Genomic DNA, 20,332 nt, shown 5'->3' with positions numbered 1-20,332 from the left:
TTCTTATCCTAGCGTTCAAGCATACTGACAATGCGCTTGGTTTGAGTCGCTGTTGTTTTGGCTTCGTAAATCCAATCGATAAAGGCTTTTTGTAGGGTTTTAGGAGTAAAACCCCAAATTTTTATCCAAGCGTTCAAGCATACTGACAATGCGCTTGGTTTGAGTAGCCGTTGTTTTAGCTTCGTAAATCCAATCGATGAAGGCTTTTTGTTGTCCTTGGGGAAGGTTGATAAAGTTTTGATAGCAGTGCTTCGGTTCTTGTCGGAAACAAGCGATGATTTCTTCGGGAATGACTGTTTTAGATTCGTCGATGTAAATAGAAAGTTGTACAGTGTCTCCTGCCTCTTTGTTTATTTTCTTGCGAATGCTCGCTTTTACGGGTAAAAAAAGACTGCCGTCACCAAAGGGTAGTAGTTTGTGCTGAGTGAGCGATACGGTATCAATGTGACCGCTTACCGTTACCCAACCAAAGGGATTTTTCTTATTGGGAGAAATTTCAGGAACTCGTATATACGTCCATCCTCCTTTTCCCGGGAATTTTTCAAGTTGGCAGTGCTTGTCAAGTGTAGTCTTTAAAACAGTCATGGTATATTATTAGGTAGCAGGAATTCAAAAGCTAGTGGGCGTTGCTTGAGAAATAAAAAAGCAATCTGAACAGATTGCTTTTTGGTTATTTAAAAAACGAGTTCTTTAAGTTTATTTCCTATGGATTTTTTAATGTCTTTCGGATAGCTTCGATTCCCGTGGAACACGTCGGCCATGGCTTCGGTAAACTGCTGTCCGTATTTTTTTAATAAGATGTTGCGCAGGGTTTTTTGTTCGTAAAACCACTTTGAGAGCCATTCCCCAGTACGAATTTCTGGCAATAAGTTGGCTTCTAGCTTTGCTGCGTACAAGTCAGTTGCCAGGGAGGGAGCGCACTTGCTTTCAATGATTGCTTCGGCTACCAATTTTCCACTGTAGATGGCATTGGAAATTCCTTCAGCGGTAATAGGATCAGCAAAGCCAGCGGCATCACCGATAAGAAAAACGTTGTTTTTAACAAATCCATCTGTTCTCGGGCTTACTGGTATTTGGAATCCAAATTGTTTTTCGTGAACCACCTCTTTAATGCCTAACATAGTCAAGTATTCTTGGTAGTATTGTTTGAGGTTAATTTTAGTTCTCCTCGCAGAAGCAACGCCTATAGATAGGTGATTTTTTTTGGGGAAGCTCCATGCATAGCCATACGGAATGGCATCGATATCAAAACGAACAACTTTAGACAAGCGTTCAAAATCCTCTGCATTGACAGCTACCTCATATTCTAGAGCTGGAATCAGTTTGCGAGTATCTTCTTTCCATCCCGCCATTTTTGCTGTAGGGCTCAAGGCTCCATCGGCAGCAATGACAAAGGTGGCAGAGAAGTTTCCTTTGGTCGTTTCTAAAACTACGGTCTCTTCTTTGAAATCCAAACTTTTCAATTTGGCTTCTGTAAGTAGCGTAGCGCCGAGTTCTTTCGATTTTTCAGTGAGCATCATATCGAAAGAATCTCTCATTATCATGCTAATTGTCGGGTCTTGGCGTACGGTTTTAAAATGTAAGCTCTTACCCAAGTGAATATCGACTTGATGAAATTCTCTTTCTACTACTGTACTGATGTCAAAAGGAAGGTCTTTGCGACCGCGGTAAACAAAACCACCTCCACAAGTTTTGTATCTCGGTAGAGTTTCTTTTTCTATTAGTAAGGTAGATATTCCTTGCTTTGCTAAGTGAAAAGCAGTAGAGGCTCCTGAAGGGCCACAACCGATAACGGCTACGTCGTAATGTTTCATAGATTTTAGTTTATCCAGTTCTAAAAGTACTAATTTTGACTAGATATTACCAATTCATACGAGACATTATAGGGTAGTGGTCCGATAATTTTACTTTATTAAAGGTTTTAAAATGATTGACAGTACTGGATTTATCCGATAAAATAAAGTCGATTCGCATAGGATATAAGTATCTGAAGGTTTTTCCCATGCCAATACCTCGTTCTATAAAGGCATCCTTTCTGTCTTTCGATAATTGTTTATAGACCCATGAATACGCCGTGTTGTTAAAGTCACCACAGAGTACTTCTTTTCCCGTCCAGCTATTCTTATGGCTTAGCACTTGGAGGGTCTGATTGCCCTGCTTTTTAAATCCATTGGCCAATCGCTTCAGAAGGCGTTCTGAATTTTGTTCGCCAAAATTTTCTTTTTTAGGATTTATCTTCAGTGATTCTAAATGAACATTATAAATACGTATGGTATCTTTTTGTTTAACGATATCTATGTAAATACAGTTGTTAGCACTGTCTTTAAAATCGAGTGAACCCGAATTGATGATGGGAAACTTGGAGTAAATTGCAAGCCCAAATTTATCTGATTTTGACTTCGTTTTTACGTACTTAAACGGTAACCTAATATTGTTGGTGTTTGACTGGTAGTATTCCTGTAATGCCAAAACATCAGGTGATTGATTATTGACAAAATCGTATATCTGTTGTTCAATGGTACTGTCTTTATTCCATCCGTAGTAATTGAACATACGGACGTTAAAACTCATCACCTTTAAGTCGTCAGTTAAAATGAGCTCTTGATTGGAAAATTTAATCAAAGGAGGTGCCATAAACCAACCCAAAAGGAGGACTACACCGGACAGCAAGGTGTTTTTGTGTAATTTGATAAGCCAGTAAATAACAAAGCCCAGATTGAGCAATACCAGCAAGGGGACGAACAAGCTAACGATGGTTAAATACGGAATTCCTACCGGTGAAATATAAGGTAGAAAGTACGACAATAACAAGGCTGTCGCCAAAACTGAATTGATAAAAAATAAAAGTGAGTTGAGTATAGAAAATTTTTTCATTTAATTTTTTCCTTGTTTAAAGAGAAACTCCTTTTCCTCCGGACTCAGGGTTTCGTATCCCGATTTACTGATTTTATCTAGGATGGCATCAATTTCTTGCTGCGTTTTAGATTTGCTTCGTGTACGGTAGGTACCACTCGGCTTTTTACCAGAGTTATACACCGTTTTCAATGGGGATTTTTTCTTTTTCTTAAAGAGATTTCCAAAAGATTGGAACAAGGTGATTTCTTTATTACTGGCGTAGTATACGTAGAAGAAACCAAAAAGGGCTCCTCCTAAATGGGCCAATCGTCCTCCAGTATTGCCGATGGGTAACTGAATGAGATCGAGTACCATCCAAATAGCTGCGAGTATCCACAGTTTTACAAATCCAATTAAAGGGATTTTAACCTGATAATTGGGCAGGTAGGTAGCGATACCGATAAAAATCGCGGTAATTCCAGCAGAAGCACCGAGTAATATACTGCGTTGTACCTCTATCTCAAGTGCAGGGATGCTGTTGTACATCAGTAAAAACAGCGCACCTCCAAACGTAGTACCCAAAATGTAGAAGTTGAGTAGCTGTTTTGAGGTAAAATACTGTTTAAACAGATTTCCAATAAAAAATAGCGAGACGAGATTTAAAAATAGATGGATAAAATTTTCGTGCAAAAATCCAAAACTCAGGAGTGTCCACGGTTTTTTTAAGAGTTCATCCAAATCGGCAGGGAGTGCCAGCCAATCAAATAAAATATTTTCTGTGTTGAACAAGTGCGGACTCAGACGCCCTGATAAAAAGGTAGCAATGAATACGACGAGGTTAATGTAGATTAGTTTTTCAACTATTCCAGCGTGTTTGAACCTGTATTTTATTGTATCGACGATATTCATGGACTCGGGGTTTCTTTTAGGCGATATTACAATTGTCTAAATTGATTTTGTTTCCAATACCAAGCGATTAAAAATCCGATAAGTGCCCCACCTAAATGCGCAAAATGAGCGACATTTCCAATGGAGTATTTGGTGACACCGAAAAACAAATCTCCCAACAACATGATTGGAATGAAATACTTTGCTGCGATAGGTACCGGGAAGAAAATCAAGGCGAGTTTTGCATTCGGAAAACTCATGGCAAAAGCGACCAATACACCGTAGATGGCTCCTGAAGCTCCGACGGCTACTGAAGGCGGATTTCCAGAAAGGTAATTGACTAAAGTGTAAATTAGGGCGGCACCGATTCCTGCTGAAAAATAAAAAAACAAGAACTTTTTACTTCCCCACATTTGTTCTAATACAGACCCAAAAGCCCACAATCCATACATGTTAAAGAGGATGTGTGCAAAATCACCGTGCATAAACATATGGGTGACAAATTGCCAAGGTTGAAAATATGGATTTCCAATGTTGAACAGCGCAAAAAGCTCCAACATTATATCGTGCATGTTAGGCAATACATAGGTAGCAAGAAACAGCAGTACATTGACAAAAATCAAATGTTTTATGGCATCTGTTAATCTCGGCATGGTATAGTTGTTTGTTTAAATCAGATACTTACTAGCGCAAGCTAAATTTAAGTAATCTTTTTTGTTGTAAAAATTATTTATTTGTTAAAAATACCATCAATCTCTTGTAAGGTGAGTGTTTTAAAAATAGGCTTACCTAAAGGAGATGTGGTAGGTTCTTTACAAGAAAACAAGTTGTTTACTAAGTTTTCTTGCTCCTTACTACTCAGGGAGGTACCGGTTTTGATCGCTAGTGATTTGGCAAATGATTTCGCCATGACATCAAAGTGGCTAAAACTGGCATCCGGAACTTCCATCTGGATGTCGTCGAGTAATTGTTCAAGAATGAACGTGATTTGACTTTCCGTTATTGAGGTTGGAATTCCACGAATCACGACACTCTCTTTGGTGAATTCTTCAAACATAAAGCCGGCACTTTCCAAATCCGCTTTGATGCTGTAAATAATTTCGATATCCGATGATGGAAAGGAAATGGATACAGGAAAGAGTAATTGCTGACTACTCGCTTCTTTCACCGTGATATTTTCCAAAAATTCCTCGTAGAGCACGCGTTGGTGTGCCAAGGACTGATGGATGAGTACAACACCTGATTTGATGGTACTCAACAGGTACTTTTTTTGTATTTGAAAGGTTTTCCCAGTTTCTGTTTCTCGCGAATCATCAAACAGGGGCTCTTGATAGGTCGACTCAAAGAGTGGAGCACTCGAAGTTGGCTCTGAGCTGCTCATATCCGTATACAGTGCTTCCCATTGTCCAGGATCCTTTTTATAGTTACTCGTAAAACTCTTAGGAGTGCTTGGAGTAGGACTACTCGATCCTGTTTTTGGAACTGCTGGTGTACTTTTTGGTGGCTCACTCGTAGTTTCAGGAGTGAAGCTACTCGGTTCTGTTTTAAACGGATTAAAATTAGGATCCACCGTAATCGGAGGTACCGAAGGCTGATCTTTTTTACTGTAATCGTACGGTGTGTCAAAAGTGGAATTTCGATCGAAATCGAGTGGCGCAATAGTATACTGTCCTAAGCCGTGTTTTACAGTGGCTCTTAAAATGGCGTACAGGGCCTTTTCATTATCGAATTTGATTTCCGTTTTGGTCGGATGTATATTGATATCGATACTCGTTGTCGGTACTTCTAAAAACAGAAAGTACGACGGGTGTGACCCGGCATCTAACAACCCTTCAAAAGCGTTGACTACTGCGTGATTGAGGTAGGAGCTCTTGATAAAACGATTGTTTACAAAAAAGAACTGCTCACCGCGTTTTTTCTTAGCAAACTCGGGTTTGGCTACAAAACCGCGAATGGAAACCAAATCGGTTTGTTCTTCGATCGGTACTAGCTTTTCATTCATTCTCGTTCCAAAAACGGCTACGATGCGTTTTCTGAGATTGCTTTTTCGAAGGTGGTAAACCTCGTTGTTATTGTGGTGTAATAAAAAGGTGATATCGGGATGTGCAAGGGCTACTCGCTGAAATTCATCCACAATATGACGTGTTTCTATCGTATCCGATTTCAAGAAGTTTCGTCGGGCAGGAATATTGTAAAAAAGATTTTTTACCGCAATGCTCGTGCCTTTAGCTGCCGAAACACTTTCCTGTGAGCTCACTTCACTTCCTTCTATTTTAATAAGGGTACCGAGTTCCTGATCTTCTTGCTTGGTTTTTAACTCCACATGTGCAATGGCCGCTATGGAAGCTAGTGCTTCTCCGCGAAATCCTTTGGTGTGCAAGTTAAAGAGGTCCTTAGCATCTTTTATTTTTGAAGTGGCGTGGCGCTCAAAGCACAAACGCGCATCGGTAGGAGACATTCCCTTACCGTCGTCAATTACTTGAATAAGCGTTTTACCTGCGTCTTTTAAAAGTAGTTTGATCGAGGTTGCACCAGCGTCGATGGCGTTCTCAATCAGTTCTTTTACTACAGATGCGGGGCGTTGTACAACTTCTCCAGCAGCTATTTGATTGGCTACGTGATCAGGTAATAATTGTATGATATCAGACATTAATTAATTTCTTGATAAAAAGATTGAAAGGTCAAAGTCAATAATCCATAAAAAAAGGAAAACTAAGATGGCGATGATGATAACAATCGTTTTGTTAAAGCCTCCGTATTCGGAATTTTTAAATTCGTTAATAGCGGTATCAAATTTTCCTTTAATTGACTTCTTTTTACCTACTGTGACTCTGTGTTCATCAAACTTGTGTTTTATTTCATAGGGATTGCCATCCCCTTTGTAATATTTTGGTTTGTATTCAAACTTTTTATTTTCTCTTTTGATAAACTTCATAATGTAGGTATTTATCCGAGTACGTGCAAAAATCACACCATACCCTAAGAATTCAAAGTTACAGAATAAAAGAGAGGTGGTCAAACAATATTGTTAAAATGGCAGTGAAGCGCATAAAAAAAGCCAAAAACACGTTGGGTGCTTTTGGCTTTTTGAAGAACTTGAACTCCACAGGTTAAAATCCTACGGTAGTTTTTGTACTTTTTATATTCTTTAAGGCGGCCATTTTTACGGCTGCTACAGCACATTCAATTCCTTTGTTTCCGAGTTTACCTCCTGATCGATCAATAGATTGCTGTTTGGTATTGTCTGTCAATACACAAAAAATAACGGGAACGTCTTGAGCAATGTTTAAATCTACAATTCCTTGAGTTACTCCTTCACATACAAAGTCGAAATGCTTGGTTTCACCTTGGATAACATTTCCTATAGCGATTACGGCATCTAGTTTTTCGGTTTGTATCATTTTTTTACATCCGTAGACTAATTCAAAGCTTCCTGGAACCTCCCAAGACACGATGTTTTCTGCAAGAGAACCACAGTCAATTAAAGTGTCAACGGCTCCTTGGTGTAAGTTCTTTGTAATTTCAGGATTCCATTCTGAAACAACAATCCCAAATCGAAAAGATTTCGCATTTGGGATTGAAGCTTTATCGTAATAAGATAAATTTGTTGTTGCCATAAAGTAAGTTTGCCTATTGTAAGGCCTTCATGTTATTGTGCGTATTTCGCACTGTTAATATATTTTTCGATATCTCTTCCCTGATCAGAATCAGCGAAGTCTTTTTTAATCTGTGCAAATAAAGTTTCTGCTTTACTGTATTTTTTCAAATTCATTGCTACTTGTCCAGCTTTGAATAAGAATAAAGGAGTTGTAAAGTTATTCTTCTTTAAGTTAGCTGCTTTTTGATAGTAATCTAAAGCGTCTTCTGGTTGATCGATATCTGCAAAAGCATCTCCAATAGCACCTAAGGCTGTAGGTCCTAATAAAGCATCGTCAGAAGAAAAATCACTCAAGTACTTGATAGCATTTTTGTAATCTTTCATTTTTAAGTAAGAAATTCCTGCGTAGTAGTTCGCGATATTTCCTGCTTTCGTTCCGCTAAAGTTAGAAGCGATGTCGATAAAACCGTATTTTCCATTCACACCACCCTCGAGTGCTAAGGTGTACAATGAATCAGCTTTAACTCCTGCAGAAGTAGTTGCTTCGTCAAACAATACTCTTGGATGAGCCAATTCGTTTGAAGCAGTTTTCTCTGTAGGTACGGCGATAAGTTTGTTGTAGGCTAAATACCCTAAAATAACAACGGCAACAGCTACCAATCCGTAAAATAACGGCTTGCTATTGTTCTCTATCCATTGCTCAGATTTGTTAGCAGCATCGTCTAAGTTATTAAACACTTCGGCAGTGGTGCTTTGTGTTTCGTCAAACGTTTCTTCTACCTCTTGAACAATCTTCTCTTTTTTAGGTTTATAACCTCTTTTTTTGTATGTAGCCATAATCGCTTAAAAATTAGTGCCGACAAAAATAGTTTTTTTAATTGGATTTTAAAAACGGATTTTTCGTAAAATTTTCAATATTTTGCGCTACCTTTTTAGAAAGCTATTTTTACATGTACTTGCAGAAGATTTCGTTAGTGAATTTTAAGAATATAGAATCCCAAAGCTTCAGCTTTGAAAAAAAGATCAATTGCTTTGTGGGGAATAATGGTGTAGGGAAAACGAATGTGCTGGACGCTATCTATTATTTGTCTTTTGCTAAGAGCTATTTCAATGCTATTGCAGGGCAAAACATTCGTCATGGAGAAGATTTTTTCGTGATTGAAGGGGAGTATGAAATACGTAATCGCACGGAAAAAATAGTCTGTTCTTTAAAACGAGGACAAAAAAAGGTGCTAAAGCGAAACGGCAAAGCCTACGATAAGTTTGCTGAGCATATCGGGCAACTTCCGTTGGTAATCATTTCACCTGCGGATCGAGATTTGATAGTGGAGGGGAGTGAAACACGCCGAAAATTTATCGACGGAGTGATTTCTCAGCAGGACAAAAAGTATTTGCAAACGCTGTTGTCGTATAACAAGGTGGTAGCGCAGCGAAATGCCTTACTAAAGTATTTCGCAGCGAATAGGACCTTTGACGAATTGAATCTTAAAATTTACGACGAGCAGTTGATAACACTCGGTACGGAAATTTATCAGAAGCGATTGTTGTTTTTGGAAGAGTTTGTGCCTATCTTTAACGAGAAACACCGAGTGATTTCGGGAGGAAATGAGCAGGTCAACTTAAACTACAAGAGCCAGTTGCACGACGCGGAATTTGAAGCCGTGTTGGCAAAGAGTATGGAAAAAGATCGCTTAGTACAATACACTACTGCTGGGGTACACAAAGACGATTTGAGCTTTGAAATTACGGGGTACCCGATTAAGAAGTTTGGATCACAGGGACAGCAAAAATCGTATTTAATTGCATTAAAATTAGCGCAGTTTGAATTTATAAAAAAGCAGGCAGCGCTTACACCAATTTTATTATTGGATGACGTTTTTGATAAATTAGATGAGCAACGCGTCGCACAGATTATTGATTTGGTACACGAGGAAGAATTCGGACAAATTTTCATTACGGATACGCATGCAGATAGAACGGAAGAAGTTATTAAAAAACATAATTTAGAGTATCAATTGTTTCACTTGTAGTGAACGAGGTTTTATAATTTAGTTATTAGGAGGGGTATGGCGAAAAGAGAAAATGACAGCTTTGCAATCAAAGATTTAATGGGAGAATTTATTCAGCAAAACAACCTGAATAAAGGATTTCAGAAAATACACATAGAAGAAGCTTGGGATAAGCTGATGGGAGCAGGTGTGGCGTCTTATACCGATGAGGTGCGCTTGAACAACGGAACGCTGTTTGTTCGGTTAAAATCGTCTGTACTTCGTGAAGAATTAAGCTATGGAAAAGAAAAAATTGTCAAGATGCTCAACGAAGAAATGGGAGAGCCCTTGATTAAAAAAATACTGTTGGTTTAGGTATAACGAACAAAAAATACAGCGATAAAAAAAACTCACTAGTCCGCTAGTGAGTTTTTTTATGTGTTGCGTCAAAACGATGCTTAGAACATCTCTCTTCCTGAGAAATGGAAAGCTCCTTCGATCGCTGCGTTTTCGTCAGAATCTGAACCGTGAACCGCGTTTTCTCCGATAGAAGTAGCGTATAGTTTACGGATAGTTCCTTCAGCAGCTTCTGCTGGGTTGGTAGCACCAATTAACGTTCTGAAATCTTCTACAGCGTTGTCTTTTTCTAAAATAGCTGCAACAATTGGACCACGAGTCATGAATTCAACTAACTCTCCAAAAAATGGACGCTCACTGTGGATAGCGTAAAAAGTTTCAGCATCTCTCTTAGTCATTTGAGTTTTTTTCATCGCTACGATTCTAAATCCTGCAGCGTTGATTTTTTCTAAGATAGCCCCAGAGTGTCCGTTCTCTACAGCATCTGGTTTGATCATTGTAAATGTTCTATTTGTTGCCATTTATATTGTTCTTCTTTAATTAAAATCGGCGCAAAAATACGGTTTTTAATGTTATTCACAAGTTAAGGATAGATTTGTGTGAATTCTTGTTGTTTTTTTTGCTCGACACCGTTCATGGAAAACCGTAGTTGTAAGCGGTCAAAATCAATGCTAATGAGCCCGTAACTGCGTTCATGAATGACCTTGCCTTTTCTGTAGGTGTTGGGCTCTCCTTTGAATTTAGTATAGGCATGGGTTAGTCCACTCGAGGTAAAATCAATCAGTGGGTAGGGAAGTTTGTCTGAGGTGTATACCGAAAATTCAGAAATATGACGATCGCCGCTCAGGAGCACTACACGTGTGTTACGAGCTTTTTCAATAAGGTTGTGTAGGCGTTTTACTTCCTGCGGAAAGTTTGCCCATTTTTCAAATCCGTGTTCCGAGGATAAGAATTGTATGCTGGTCACAATAAAGGTAAACGTGTCGGTTGTGCTTAGAAGTTCTTCGGTTAACCATTCCCATTGAGCACTTCCTAGGATACTTTTATCGGGGTCCGATGACGGACCGTAGCGATGACCATGGGTGCCGGGCGTTAAATCATCGCGAAAATAGCGGGTGTCCAAACAGAATATTTTGACACTTCCTTTGGGGTGTTTAAATTGTTTGCTGTAGTAGATTCCCGCTCGGTTTCTACGGGAGTCATTTTTAGGCACTCTCAGAAAATCCAAAAACAACTGCTGACTTGCTGCTCGTTGGGTATAGTGTTTTCCAGCGTCGTTCTGACCGTAATCATGATCGTCCCAGGTACCTTCTATAGCAGTGTTTTTTTGTAATGTTCCATAGGCGGTATTTGAGGTTACTTCCTCGTAAAAGCGCTGCATTTTACGCATGTTCTTCGTGTCGGCATAGATGTTGTCTCCACCCCAAATCCATACATTGGGTTGTATGCGATTCAAATCGTTCCAAAAAGGGTTTGGTAAACGTTGGTTATTACAAGATCCGAAGGCGATGGTGAAATCGGATTTTTGTGAACTCATCTGTAATGTTTGTAGCAGAATTAAGACTGAGGAAAGTAGTTTCGTAAATTGTTTCATGAGCGTATTAATAAATGATTACGAAGAAACAAAAAGGAATCGATAGAAAGATTAATAGAAGTTTAATTTGTATCTTCGCCACTTATGATTTTAAAAAAATTCGAAGAACTTAAGTCATTTTTATCACAACCTCGAAATGTGGTAATCATAGGGCATAAAAATCCCGATGGAGATGCTGTAGGGTCTACCTTAGGGTTAAAACACTACCTTGATAAAAAAGGGCATACCGCTCAGGTATTGATGCCCAATGAATATCCTGATTTTTTACATTGGATTCCAGGTTCAGAAACAGTATATCGTTTTGACCGTCAAAACAACCAATCGGTAAAAGCTTTAAAAAGGTCGGATATCGTGTTTTTGCTTGATTTTAATGCGCTGCATAGAGTTGGACAGGACATGAAAAACACGTTGGAGCAGTATCCTAATGATTTTGCATTGATAGATCATCACCAACAACCCGATGATTTTGAATACATGTATTCGGATACTAGCATGTCATCAACCTGTCAAATGGTGTATAATTTTATCGAAATGATGGGCGATGTCGACATGATTGACGAAGCGATAGCCACCTGTTTGTACACGGGGATTATGACGGATACGGGATCGTTCCGATTCAGATCTACCACCAGTCGAACACATCGAATCATCGCTGATTTGATAGATAAAGGAGCAAAAAATGACCGTATTCATAGCAATGTTCACGATTCAAACAGTCAAAGTAGGTTGTTACTTCTAGGAAGAGCACTCAGTAATTTACAGGTGTTGCCGGAATACAAAACCGCTTTTATTACCATTTCGGATCGTGAAAAGCAAGAGTTTGCCTATCAAAAAGGAGATACAGAAGGAGTAGTGAATTATGCATTGTCATTAAAGGACATTGTATTTGGTGTCATTTTTATTGAAGATGTAGAACAGGGGATTATTAAAATATCCTTTCGATCGAAAGGGAGTTTTTCTGTAAATCAATTTGCGCGAAACCATTTTAGTGGGGGAGGTCACGACAATGCTGCAGGAGGTAGAAGTGAATTGTCAATGACGGATACTATAGAAAAGTTTAAAGCGTTATTACCACAATATGAAACCGACATACAAACCTCTTACAATCAGTAATATTTTTCTTAGTTTTGGACTGTTGTTTCTGGTGGCTTGCCAAGAACCGGTTCCTAGACGACCGAAAAAACAAGGAAAGCAGCACTTCTACAAAGAAGTTATTCGTGAGAATAAAATGCTCAATACGAAACAAAAACAACGTATTGCCAATTGGATTGCAAAAGATACCTTGCACCAATACATCGAAAGTCCGAACGGATATTGGTATTACTTTGCCGAGAAAGACTCGTTGGCAACGCAGTATCCCAAACTCAATGATATTGTACTCGTTGAGTACAAAGTGGCCGATTTATTTGGGAATATGATTTACGATACACAAAAAAGAGCGTATAAGGTAGACAAGGAAGACTTTATTCCTGCTTTGCAAGACGGTATCAAAAAAATGAAAAAAGGAGAGCGTGCTGTATTTGTTATACCGTCCTATAGTGCCTACGGAATTACAGGTGACGGTGATAAAATTGGAGTACATCAGCCCCTGTTGAGTGAGGTGACCTTACTCGATATTAAAACAGAAGAAAATAACAACGATAAAACAGATTAATTAAAATGAAAATAACCAAATTTTTAGCAGCTGCTGCAGTAGGATTGACGATTGCTTCATGTAGCAATCCGGGACAAGTAAAAGAGAAGAGTTCGTTAAATTCAGAGATCGATTCGTTGAGTTATTCTATTGGTCTTGATATGGCCAATAAGATCAAAGCGAACTTTAAAGAAATGGATCACGATTTGTTTGTACAAGGATTCCGTAACGGTATTGATTCAACCAACTTGCTTATCGAAAGTGCTGAGGTAAACAATATCATTCGCGCTTATTTCCAAAAGCAGCAAGAAGCTAAAATGAAAGAGTTTCAAGAAGAGCAACGCAAGAAAGCAGAAGCTGAGTTTGGTGAGTACAAAAAAGAGAATGAAAAATTCTTAGAAGAGAACAAAAAGAAGCCAGGAGTAAAAACTACTGCTAGCGGATTACAGTACGAAGTAATCAAAGAAGGTGAAGGAACACAACCTACAGCGGAGGCTACGGTAAAAGTACACTATCACGGGACCTTGATTGACGGAACTGTATTTGACAGTTCAGTGGAGCGTAAAGAACCTATCGAGTTCGCTTTAAATCGAGTGATTAAAGGGTGGACAGAAGGATTACAATTAATGAAGCCGGGAGCTAAATACAGGTTCTACGTACCACAAGAATTAGCTTATGGAGCAACTCCAAGACCAGGAGGGAAAATTAAACCTTTCGCGGCGTTAATTTTTGACGTTGAATTATTGGAAGTTAAATAATTGAAAAATTTTAAAGGTAAATAGGTTAGTGAGCGCTAACCTATTTCTTTTTTTTAATCATTTTAGAACATGAAAAAATTACATCTTTTAGTAGTAGCTGTCCTTGCGTTATTAGCGAGTTGTAAATCGGTTAAATACCCTGATTTAGGTGAAGGGCTCTATGCGGATATTCAAACCAACAAGGGAGACATACTTATTAAGTTGCACGAGAAAGAAGTACCGATGACCGTTGCAAATTTTGTTTCCTTAGCAGAAGGTACCAACCCTCAAATGACCGATTCTATAAAGGGAAGTCCTTACTACGATGGAACCAAGTTTCACCGTGTTATCAAAGACTTTATGATTCAAGGAGGTGATATTACAGGGACTGGACGAGGAAATGCAGGCTATCGTTTTGCCGACGAATTCCCTTTAAATGAAGAAGGTAAGTTGATTTTCCGTCACGAAGGACCTGGAATTCTGTCAATGGCAAATTCAGGAAAGGATACAAACTCGAGTCAGTTTTTTATTACCCACAAGGCGACTCCTTGGTTAGACGGGAAGCACACGGTTTTCGGTCGTGTAGAAGTCGGGCAAAACATCGTGGATACTATTGAGCAAAACGATTATATCAATAAAGTAGCTATCATACGCGTAGGAAAAGATGCTAAAAAGTTTGATGCGGCAAAAGTTTTTGAAAAAGAATTGTTGATGGTTGCTGAAAAAGAAGAGGCACGCAAGCGAAAATTGGAAGAACTGCGCAAGAAGTACCTCGAAGAAATGGGGTACTACAAAACAACAGTAACCGATTCGGGATTGCGTATTTTAGAATTGCAAAAGGGCAACGGGAAAAAAGTAAATCCTGCTTTGCCAACTACGGTACATTACACGCTTTATTTAACTGACGGGACTAAAATAGATTCGAGTATCGATAAAGGACAACCTTTTGTGTTTACGATGAACGAACAAGATTTAATTGCCGGGTGGAAAGAAGGTGTAAAAACGATGCGCGAAGGTGATAAATCGCGATTCTTTATCCCGTATTACTTAGGATATGGAGAGCGCGGAATTGGGCCGATTGCGCCGAAATCGGATTTAATTTTTGAAGTTGAAGTTTTAAAAGTAGGGAAGTAAATTGATAGACAAAATAGTACAATTAGACCAACAGTTGCTGATTTACATCAACAACTTGGGGAGTGAGACTTTTGATGCCTTTTGGTTACAAGTTACCAATCAGTTCAGCTGGATTCCGCTATTCGCGGTAATTTTGGTCTTGCTTTTTAAAAAGTTAGGATGGAAAAAAGGAGCGTTTACCCTGTTGTTTATTGTGGCTTTGGTCGCTTTTTCTGATCAATTCACCAATTTGATAAAAAATAGCACAGGTAGGTTGCGTCCGTGTAATAATGAAGCGATCCGACCTTTCTTGAGAACCTTCGAATACCGTCCGGGAGGTTTTAGCTTTTGGTCAGGGCACGCGTCGCTTTCAGCTACCTTTACCACCTTTATCATTTTATTATTTAGAAAAGGATCAAAGTATTGGTATGCCCTTATCCTGTTTCCTGTACTTTTTGGTTTTAGCCGAATGTATTTGGGAGTTCATTTTCCGTTAGATATTACGGCGGGTTACGTATCCGGTATTGTTCTGGGAACGGTACTTTTTTGGTGCTATAGAAAATTATACGCCCGTGTATTCCACACCGAATATCAATTGTGATAGCGGAGTGCATACCGTGAATAGTGCGGTATATACATAGGTCAACAAAGAAGGTGTTTTCTCAGGAAAATACCTTCTTTTTTTTAGAGTGTGCTGAAAATATACTATCTTGCATTTATTATGCACGCATAATAAATTAACAAAAACTATCAAATTATGACGAAGTACAAACATATTTTTGAACCGTTAGATTTGGGCTTTACGACACTTAAAAACAGAGTGTTGATGGGGTCTATGCATACGGGGCTCGAAGAAGAAAAGGATGGAATTCACAAAATAGCTACCTACTATGCAGAGAGAGCTAGAGGAGGAGTAGGTTTGATAGTTACTGGAGGAATTGCGCCTAATTTTCAAGGTTGGACCGCACCGTTCTCTGCGCGAATGAGCTCGAAAAAGCACGCAAAACACCACAAAGTAATAACTGATGCGGTACATAAAGAAGGAGGGAAAATTTGCATGCAAATTTTGCATACAGGTCGTTATGCTTACCATCCGTTAAGTGTAGCACCTTCTGCGATTCAAGCACCAATAAATCCATTTAAGCCTTTTAAATTGAAAGAATCGGGAATTAAGAGAACGATTCGCGATTTTGTCAATTCTGCAAAATTGGCCAAGTTAGCTGGTTATGACGGGGTTGAAATTATGGGGTCTGAAGGGTACTTGATCAATCAATTCATCGCAACGCGTACCAATACCCGAACAGATCGTTGGGGAGGAGCGTATGAAAACCGAATTCGTTTAGCAGTACAATTGGTAAAGGATACACGAGCGGCCGTAGGAGAAGATTTCATTATTATTTTCCGTCTGTCGATGCTCGATTTGGTAGAAAAAGGTTCTTCTTGGGAAGAGGTTGTACAATTGGGAAAAGAGATAGAGAAAGCAGGGGCTACAATTATCAATACCGGAATAGGGTGGCACGAAGCTCGTATTCCTACTATAGCCACGTCAGTGCCAAGAGCTGCTTTTACTTGGGTTACCCAAAAAATGAAAGAAGAGTTAAGCATTCCGTTGGTGACCTCAAATAGAATTAATATGCCTGATGTTGCTGAACGAATTTTGGCTGAAGGGCACGCAGATATGGTATCGATGGCACGTCCGTTTTTAGCCGATCCTGAATGGGTAAACAAGGCAGAACAGGAGCGTGAAGATGAGATTAATACCTGTATTGCTTGTAACCAAGCATGTTTAGATCACGTTTTTGAAAAAAAAATAGCGAGTTGTTTGGTAAATCCAAGAGCCTGTCACGAAACTGAATTAAATTATACACCTACGACAAACGCCAAGCGCATAGCAGTGGTAGGAGCAGGACCAGCCGGACTTGCAGCAGCTACAGTGGCAGCGCAGCGCGGTCATCAGGTTGTATTATTTGACGGAGAGAGCGAAATTGGAGGGCAATTCAATATTGCAAAGCAAATACCTGGAAAGGAGGAGTTTTACGAGACGATTCGTTATTTCGGGAAACAGATCGAATTACACAAGGTTGACTTGCGCCTGAATACGAGAGTGTCGGCTGAAGACCTGATTGCAGGAAATTACGACGAAATTATATTGGCAACCGGAATTACACCGAGGACACCAGGAATTGAAGGTATGGAACACGAAAAAGTACTTACGTATATCGATGTCTTAAAACACAAGAAAAAAGTAGGGAAAAGAGTGGCGGTTATCGGAGCTGGAGGTATTGGTTTTGACGTGTCGGAATACTTGACCCACGAAGGTGAAAGTACGAGCCAGAATATCGATGCTTGGTTGCGTGAATGGGGTATTGACAAGAGCTTACAAGCGCGAAGTGGAATTGAAGGAATGACCCCTGAAGTACACCCTTCACCACGTGAAATATTCATGTTTAAAAGAAGTAAAGGGAAGTTTGGAGGAAACCTAGGGAAAACCACAGGGTGGATACACCGAGCCAACCTTAAGAAAAAGAATGTGCAATTCATCAATGAGGTACAGTATACCAAAATTGACGATCGAGGATTGCATTACGTACAAGGTGAGGAACAGAAGGTGTTAGAGGTGGATCACGTAATTGTTTGTGCGGGTCAGGTACCCTTTAAAGAATTGTACGAGCCTTTGAAAGCAAAGGGAAGTTCAGTACATCTGATTGGAGGAGCCGATGTGGCCTCTGAGTTGGATGCAAAAAGAGCCATTAATCAAGGAAGTAGAGTGGCAGCAGCCCTTTAAAAATAATTTGTTAACAACTGTAAAAAGCCTCTTTTCTCCGGTTATCGGAGGAAGGAGGTTTTTATTTTACCGGGAGAAATCCTTAAAAATGGATCGTTCAATTAATATCGATGTCAAATTTTATTTTCTTGGATAAATAATTACGATATTTGCTTTTACTAATGAAATGCTAAAGGCAAAATAATTCGCTTTTAGCCGCTTAAAATAAAGATATAGTAATTATGGCAATGAATAAAAACACGGTTCTTGGATGGGCTACCTTAATTATGGTTTTAATGGGGATACTGCTGGTCGCTTTAGCAGTATTTAAATACGATGAAATAGCGGGATACGGATTTGGAGCAGTAGGATTGGGATTCTTCGCAAATGCATGGGTGTTTAATGCTTTAAAAGGAAGAGTGTAATATTCTTTACTAAATTAGAAAATACAAAACAATGAGTGACGATAAGAAGGTCATCTTTTCGATGAACAAGGTTTCAAAAACCTATCAAAGTACAGGTAAACAAGTATTAAAAGATATTTATTTAAGCTTTTTTTACGGAGCGAAAATTGGTATTCTCGGTTTAAACGGATCGGGTAAATCAACCTTGTTAAAGATTATCGCTGGAGTAGAAAAAAATTACCAGGGAGACGTGGTGTTTTCTCCGGGCTACAAGGTGGGATACTTAGAGCAAGAGCCACAACTTGACGAAGATAAAACAGTACTAGAAGTAGTAAAAGAAGGAGTTGCTGAAGTGGTAGCTGTATTGGACGAGTACAATAAAATCAACGATATGTTTGGTTTGGAAGAAGTGTACTCTGATCCGGATAAAATGCAAAAGCTAATGGACAAGCAAGCGGAGCTTCAAGATAAGATTGACGCATCAAATGCTTGGGAGTTGGATACGAAATTAGAAATCGCCATGGATGCCTTGCGCACTCCTGATGCAGATAAGAAAATTGGCGTACTTTCAGGTGGGGAACGCCGTAGAGTTGCCTTGTGTCGCTTGTTGTTACAGGAGCCGGAAATCTTATTGCTCGATGAGCCTACCAACCACTTAGATGCAGAGTCTGTTCACTGGTTAGAGCAGCATTTAGCGCAGTACAAAGGAACGGTAATTGCCGTAACGCACGACCGTTATTTCTTGGATAATGTTGCTGGATGGATTTTAGAACTCGATCGCGGTGAAGGAATTCCTTGGAAAGGGAACTACTCTTCTTGGTTAGATCAAAAAGCGAAGCGTTTAGCACAAGAGAGTAAAGCAGCTTCAAAAAGACAAAAAACCTTAGAGCGAGAGCTCGATTGGGTGCGTCAAGGAGCAAAAGGACGCCAGGCAAAGTCAAAAGCGCGTTTAAAGAACTACGACAAGTTATTAAACCAGGATCAAAAGCAGGTAGAAGAAAAGCTGGAGATCTATATTCCTAACGGACCTCGATTAGGAACTAACGTAATAGATGCCGCTGGTGTGTCAAAAGCTTTTGGTGACAAGCTCTTGTACGAAAACTTAGAGTTTAGTTTACCGCAGGCAGGAATCGTTGGAATTATTGGACCTAACGGTGCTGGTAAGACGACTATTTTTAGAATGATTATGGGAGAGGAAACCCCTGATAACGGAACTTTCTCTGTAGGAGACACAGCAAAAATTGCCTATGTTGACCAAAATCACGCTAATATCGATCCAAACAAAACTATTTGGGAGAACTTCTCAGAAGGACAAGATTTGGTAATGATGGGAGGTAAGCAAGTAAATTCAAGAGCCTATTTAAGTAGGTTTAACTTTTCAGGGAATGAGCAAAACAAGAAAGTTGCTACACTTTCTGGAGGGGAGCGAAACCGCTTGCATTTAGCAATGACCTTAAAAGAGGAAGGAAATGTATTACTGCTTGATGAGCCTACCAATGATTTAGATGTAAATACACTACGTGCCTTAGAGGAAGGTTTGGATAATTTTGCTGGATGTGCCGTGGTAATCTCCCACGACCGTTGGTTCTTAGATAGAGTGTGTACACATATCTTAGCTTTTGAAGGAGACAGTCAAGTGTACTTCTTCGAAGGATCGTTCTCGGAATACGAAGAAAATAAAAAGAAGCGTTTAGGCGGTGATTTAATGCCAAAACGTATCAAATACAAGAAGTTGATTCGATAAGTAATTTCGAGTGTTATACAGCTTAGGAAAAGAGTCTCCAGTAGGGGGCTCTTTTTTTGTGGAGAACTGTACCTTATGTGAATGTTGGACATAAAAAAAAGCTTGTGTTTACTACAAGCTTTTTTCTTTGATCCCCTAAAAAAAATCCGAAGCGTTCACTTCGGATTAGCGGAGAAAGAGGGATTCGAACCCCCGGTCCTGTTACAGACAACGGTTTTCAAGACCGCCGCATTCGACCACTCTGCCATTTCTCCTTTGCTAGCGGTCATTGCCGTTAGCGGGTGCAAATATAGAACCTTTTTTTAAATATGAAAAGGGTTTTGAAGGAAAAATTCAAGCCGTTGGAAGCACTTTTAGGTAACTGTTTTGTTTGCAGTGGATTATTGTGTTATTTTTTTTTGTCTTTTTTTTGGGGATTACTCGAATAGTGTAGTCTTGTATTAAAAAGGACCTGTAGTGTACTGTAAGGTGTATTTTTTATGGATGTAGTAAGCATAAGTTGTAGCAACAAAAAAAAGCTTGTGATAAACAAGCTTTTTTTTTCTTTAATCCCCTAAAAAAAATCCGAAGCTCAAGCTTCGGACTTGCGGAGAAAGAGGGATTCGAACCCCCGGTCCTGTTACAGACAACGGTTTTCAAGACCGCCGCATTCGACCACTCTGCCATTTCTCCTTTGC

21 protein-coding genes and 2 tRNA genes are annotated in these 20,332 nt (G+C 39.4%); 10 read left to right on the top strand and 13 right to left on the bottom strand.

The annotated features are described in order from the left end of the window. Positions 1-99: 99 nt before the first annotated feature. From ACXAG7_RS19345 to ACXAG7_RS19305, 9 genes are all read right to left on the bottom strand, one after another. Complete coding sequence (locus ACXAG7_RS19345) at positions 100-585, bottom strand: DUF1905 domain-containing protein (protein ID WP_476667841.1); 486 nt, start codon at positions 583-585, stop codon at positions 100-102. Positions 586-674: 89 nt separating this feature from the next. After that, complete coding sequence (locus tag ACXAG7_RS19340) at positions 675-1,814, bottom strand: geranylgeranyl reductase family protein (RefSeq protein ID WP_476667840.1); 1,140 nt, start codon at positions 1,812-1,814, stop codon at positions 675-677. 46 nt (positions 1,815-1,860) lie between these two features. After that, a complete protein-coding gene (locus ACXAG7_RS19335) occupies positions 1,861-2,874 on the bottom strand; it encodes an endonuclease/exonuclease/phosphatase family protein (RefSeq protein ID WP_476667839.1) in 1,014 nt (337 codons plus the stop codon). After that, a complete protein-coding gene (locus ACXAG7_RS19330) occupies positions 2,875-3,744 on the bottom strand; it encodes a rhomboid family intramembrane serine protease (RefSeq protein ID WP_476667838.1) in 870 nt (289 codons plus the stop codon). Between the two features lie 26 nt (positions 3,745-3,770). Continuing rightward, the gene (locus ACXAG7_RS19325; protein WP_408044608.1) at positions 3,771-4,376 is read right to left on the bottom strand and encodes a rhomboid family intramembrane serine protease; all 606 of its coding nucleotides are present in this window, start codon (positions 4,374-4,376) and stop codon (positions 3,771-3,773) included. Positions 4,377-4,453: 77 nt separating this feature from the next. Beyond that, the gene (mutL, locus tag ACXAG7_RS19320) at positions 4,454-6,373 is read right to left on the bottom strand and encodes a DNA mismatch repair endonuclease MutL (protein ID WP_408044607.1); all 1,920 of its coding nucleotides are present in this window, start codon (positions 6,371-6,373) and stop codon (positions 4,454-4,456) included. A gap of 3 nt (positions 6,374-6,376) precedes the next feature. Next, entirely contained in the window at positions 6,377-6,658 is a 282-nt protein-coding gene (locus ACXAG7_RS19315; protein ID WP_408044606.1) for a riboflavin synthase subunit beta, read from the bottom strand. 175 nt (positions 6,659-6,833) lie between these two features. Next, complete coding sequence (ribH, locus tag ACXAG7_RS19310) at positions 6,834-7,340, bottom strand: 6,7-dimethyl-8-ribityllumazine synthase (RefSeq protein WP_476667837.1); 507 nt, start codon at positions 7,338-7,340, stop codon at positions 6,834-6,836. Between the two features lie 32 nt (positions 7,341-7,372). Next, entirely contained in the window at positions 7,373-8,158 is a 786-nt protein-coding gene (locus ACXAG7_RS19305; RefSeq protein ID WP_408044604.1) for a tetratricopeptide repeat protein, read from the bottom strand. A gap of 113 nt (positions 8,159-8,271) precedes the next feature. On the opposite strand from ACXAG7_RS19305, the gene recF reads away from it, so the two are divergent. Together recF and ACXAG7_RS19295 are read left to right on the top strand one after the other, a co-directional pair. Continuing rightward, positions 8,272-9,351, top strand: a complete 1,080-nt coding sequence (gene recF / locus ACXAG7_RS19300) for a DNA replication/repair protein RecF (protein ID WP_476667836.1) — start codon at positions 8,272-8,274, stop codon at positions 9,349-9,351. A gap of 36 nt (positions 9,352-9,387) precedes the next feature. Further along, positions 9,388-9,684, top strand: a complete 297-nt coding sequence (locus ACXAG7_RS19295) for a DciA family protein (protein ID WP_408044602.1) — start codon at positions 9,388-9,390, stop codon at positions 9,682-9,684. 83 nt (positions 9,685-9,767) lie between these two features. Here the strand turns inward: ACXAG7_RS19295 and ACXAG7_RS19290 are convergent, their stop codons facing one another. Further along, positions 9,768-10,187 carry a nucleoside-diphosphate kinase gene (locus tag ACXAG7_RS19290; RefSeq protein ID WP_408044601.1) on the bottom strand — a complete coding sequence of 140 codons (420 nt, stop codon included), beginning with the start codon at positions 10,185-10,187 and terminating at the stop codon, positions 9,768-9,770. 62 nt (positions 10,188-10,249) lie between these two features. Further along, positions 10,250-11,203 carry an alkaline phosphatase D family protein gene (locus tag ACXAG7_RS19285; protein WP_476667835.1) on the bottom strand — a complete coding sequence of 318 codons (954 nt, stop codon included), beginning with the start codon at positions 11,201-11,203 and terminating at the stop codon, positions 10,250-10,252. A gap of 141 nt (positions 11,204-11,344) precedes the next feature. Between ACXAG7_RS19285 and ACXAG7_RS19280 the strand changes: the two genes are divergently transcribed. From ACXAG7_RS19280 to ettA, 8 genes are all read left to right on the top strand, one after another. Continuing rightward, positions 11,345-12,373: a DHH family phosphoesterase gene (locus ACXAG7_RS19280; RefSeq protein WP_408044599.1), complete on the top strand. Its 1,029-nt coding sequence runs from the start codon at positions 11,345-11,347 to the stop codon at positions 12,371-12,373. Further along, a complete protein-coding gene (locus tag ACXAG7_RS19275) occupies positions 12,339-12,914 on the top strand; it encodes an FKBP-type peptidyl-prolyl cis-trans isomerase (RefSeq protein WP_476667834.1) in 576 nt (191 codons plus the stop codon). The genes ACXAG7_RS19280 and ACXAG7_RS19275 overlap by 35 nt, the downstream gene beginning before the upstream one ends. Positions 12,915-12,919: 5 nt before the next feature. Then, positions 12,920-13,651 carry an FKBP-type peptidyl-prolyl cis-trans isomerase gene (locus ACXAG7_RS19270; RefSeq protein ID WP_408044597.1) on the top strand — a complete coding sequence of 244 codons (732 nt, stop codon included), beginning with the start codon at positions 12,920-12,922 and terminating at the stop codon, positions 13,649-13,651. A gap of 69 nt (positions 13,652-13,720) precedes the next feature. Further along, a complete protein-coding gene (locus tag ACXAG7_RS19265) occupies positions 13,721-14,764 on the top strand; it encodes a peptidylprolyl isomerase (protein ID WP_408044596.1) in 1,044 nt (347 codons plus the stop codon). Between the two features lies 1 nt (position 14,765). Beyond that, on the top strand, positions 14,766-15,344 hold the full coding sequence (locus ACXAG7_RS19260; RefSeq protein ID WP_408044595.1) for a phosphatase PAP2 family protein: 579 nt from the start codon (positions 14,766-14,768) through the stop codon (positions 15,342-15,344). 156 nt (positions 15,345-15,500) lie between these two features. Continuing rightward, positions 15,501-17,528 (top strand): NADPH-dependent 2,4-dienoyl-CoA reductase, encoded by a 2,028-nt coding sequence (locus ACXAG7_RS19255; protein ID WP_476667833.1) that lies wholly within the window; start codon positions 15,501-15,503, stop codon positions 17,526-17,528. A 227-nt stretch (positions 17,529-17,755) separates the two neighbouring features. Next, positions 17,756-17,932, top strand: a complete 177-nt coding sequence (locus ACXAG7_RS19250; protein WP_175578649.1) for a CAL67264 family membrane protein — start codon at positions 17,756-17,758, stop codon at positions 17,930-17,932. Positions 17,933-17,963: 31 nt separating this feature from the next. Beyond that, the gene (ettA, locus tag ACXAG7_RS19245) at positions 17,964-19,655 is read left to right on the top strand and encodes an energy-dependent translational throttle protein EttA (RefSeq protein WP_476667832.1); all 1,692 of its coding nucleotides are present in this window, start codon (positions 17,964-17,966) and stop codon (positions 19,653-19,655) included. Positions 19,656-19,824: 169 nt separating this feature from the next. Here the strand turns inward: ettA and ACXAG7_RS19240 are convergent. Continuing rightward, a tRNA-Ser gene (locus ACXAG7_RS19240) sits at positions 19,825-19,909 on the bottom strand. Positions 19,910-20,242: 333 nt separating this feature from the next. Continuing rightward, positions 20,243-20,327: transfer RNA gene (locus tag ACXAG7_RS19235), tRNA-Ser, on the bottom strand. Between the last annotated feature and the right edge of the window lie 5 nt (positions 20,328-20,332).

The organism is Tenacibaculum sp. AWR4_210, assembly GCF_056160945.1.
The sequence above is the reverse complement of the archived record's forward strand: the minus strand, read 5'-3'. Positions and strand labels throughout refer to the sequence as shown.

What these genes read in the sequence shown, in the direction of transcription:
- ACXAG7_RS19345 (WP_476667841.1), bottom strand. Translation starts at nt 585, where the DNA reads ATGACTGTTTTAAAGACTACACTTGACAAGCACTGCCAACTTGAAAAA.
- ACXAG7_RS19340 (WP_476667840.1), bottom strand. Translation starts at nt 1,814, where the DNA reads ATGAAACATTACGACGTAGCCGTTATCGGTTGTGGCCCTTCAGGAGCC.
- ACXAG7_RS19335 (WP_476667839.1), bottom strand. Translation starts at nt 2,874, where the DNA reads ATGAAAAAATTTTCTATACTCAACTCACTTTTATTTTTTATCAATTCA.
- ACXAG7_RS19330 (WP_476667838.1), bottom strand. Translation starts at nt 3,744, where the DNA reads ATGAATATCGTCGATACAATAAAATACAGGTTCAAACACGCTGGAATA.
- ACXAG7_RS19325 (WP_408044608.1), bottom strand. Translation starts at nt 4,376, where the DNA reads ATGCCGAGATTAACAGATGCCATAAAACATTTGATTTTTGTCAATGTA.
- mutL (WP_408044607.1), bottom strand. Translation starts at nt 6,373, where the DNA reads ATGTCTGATATCATACAATTATTACCTGATCACGTAGCCAATCAAATA.
- ACXAG7_RS19315 (WP_408044606.1), bottom strand. Translation starts at nt 6,658, where the DNA reads ATGAAGTTTATCAAAAGAGAAAATAAAAAGTTTGAATACAAACCAAAA.
- ribH (WP_476667837.1), bottom strand. Translation starts at nt 7,340, where the DNA reads ATGGCAACAACAAATTTATCTTATTACGATAAAGCTTCAATCCCAAAT.
- ACXAG7_RS19305 (WP_408044604.1), bottom strand. Translation starts at nt 8,158, where the DNA reads ATGGCTACATACAAAAAAAGAGGTTATAAACCTAAAAAAGAGAAGATT.
- recF (WP_476667836.1), top strand. Translation starts at nt 8,272, where the DNA reads ATGTACTTGCAGAAGATTTCGTTAGTGAATTTTAAGAATATAGAATCC.
- ACXAG7_RS19295 (WP_408044602.1), top strand. Translation starts at nt 9,388, where the DNA reads ATGGCGAAAAGAGAAAATGACAGCTTTGCAATCAAAGATTTAATGGGA.
- ACXAG7_RS19290 (WP_408044601.1), bottom strand. Translation starts at nt 10,187, where the DNA reads ATGGCAACAAATAGAACATTTACAATGATCAAACCAGATGCTGTAGAG.
- ACXAG7_RS19285 (WP_476667835.1), bottom strand. Translation starts at nt 11,203, where the DNA reads ATGAGTTCACAAAAATCCGATTTCACCATCGCCTTCGGATCTTGTAAT.
- ACXAG7_RS19280 (WP_408044599.1), top strand. Translation starts at nt 11,345, where the DNA reads ATGATTTTAAAAAAATTCGAAGAACTTAAGTCATTTTTATCACAACCT.
- ACXAG7_RS19275 (WP_476667834.1), top strand. Translation starts at nt 12,339, where the DNA reads ATGAAACCGACATACAAACCTCTTACAATCAGTAATATTTTTCTTAGT.
- ACXAG7_RS19270 (WP_408044597.1), top strand. Translation starts at nt 12,920, where the DNA reads ATGAAAATAACCAAATTTTTAGCAGCTGCTGCAGTAGGATTGACGATT.
- ACXAG7_RS19265 (WP_408044596.1), top strand. Translation starts at nt 13,721, where the DNA reads ATGAAAAAATTACATCTTTTAGTAGTAGCTGTCCTTGCGTTATTAGCG.
- ACXAG7_RS19255 (WP_476667833.1), top strand. Translation starts at nt 15,501, where the DNA reads ATGACGAAGTACAAACATATTTTTGAACCGTTAGATTTGGGCTTTACG.
- ACXAG7_RS19250 (WP_175578649.1), top strand. Translation starts at nt 17,756, where the DNA reads ATGAATAAAAACACGGTTCTTGGATGGGCTACCTTAATTATGGTTTTA.
- ettA (WP_476667832.1), top strand. Translation starts at nt 17,964, where the DNA reads ATGAGTGACGATAAGAAGGTCATCTTTTCGATGAACAAGGTTTCAAAA.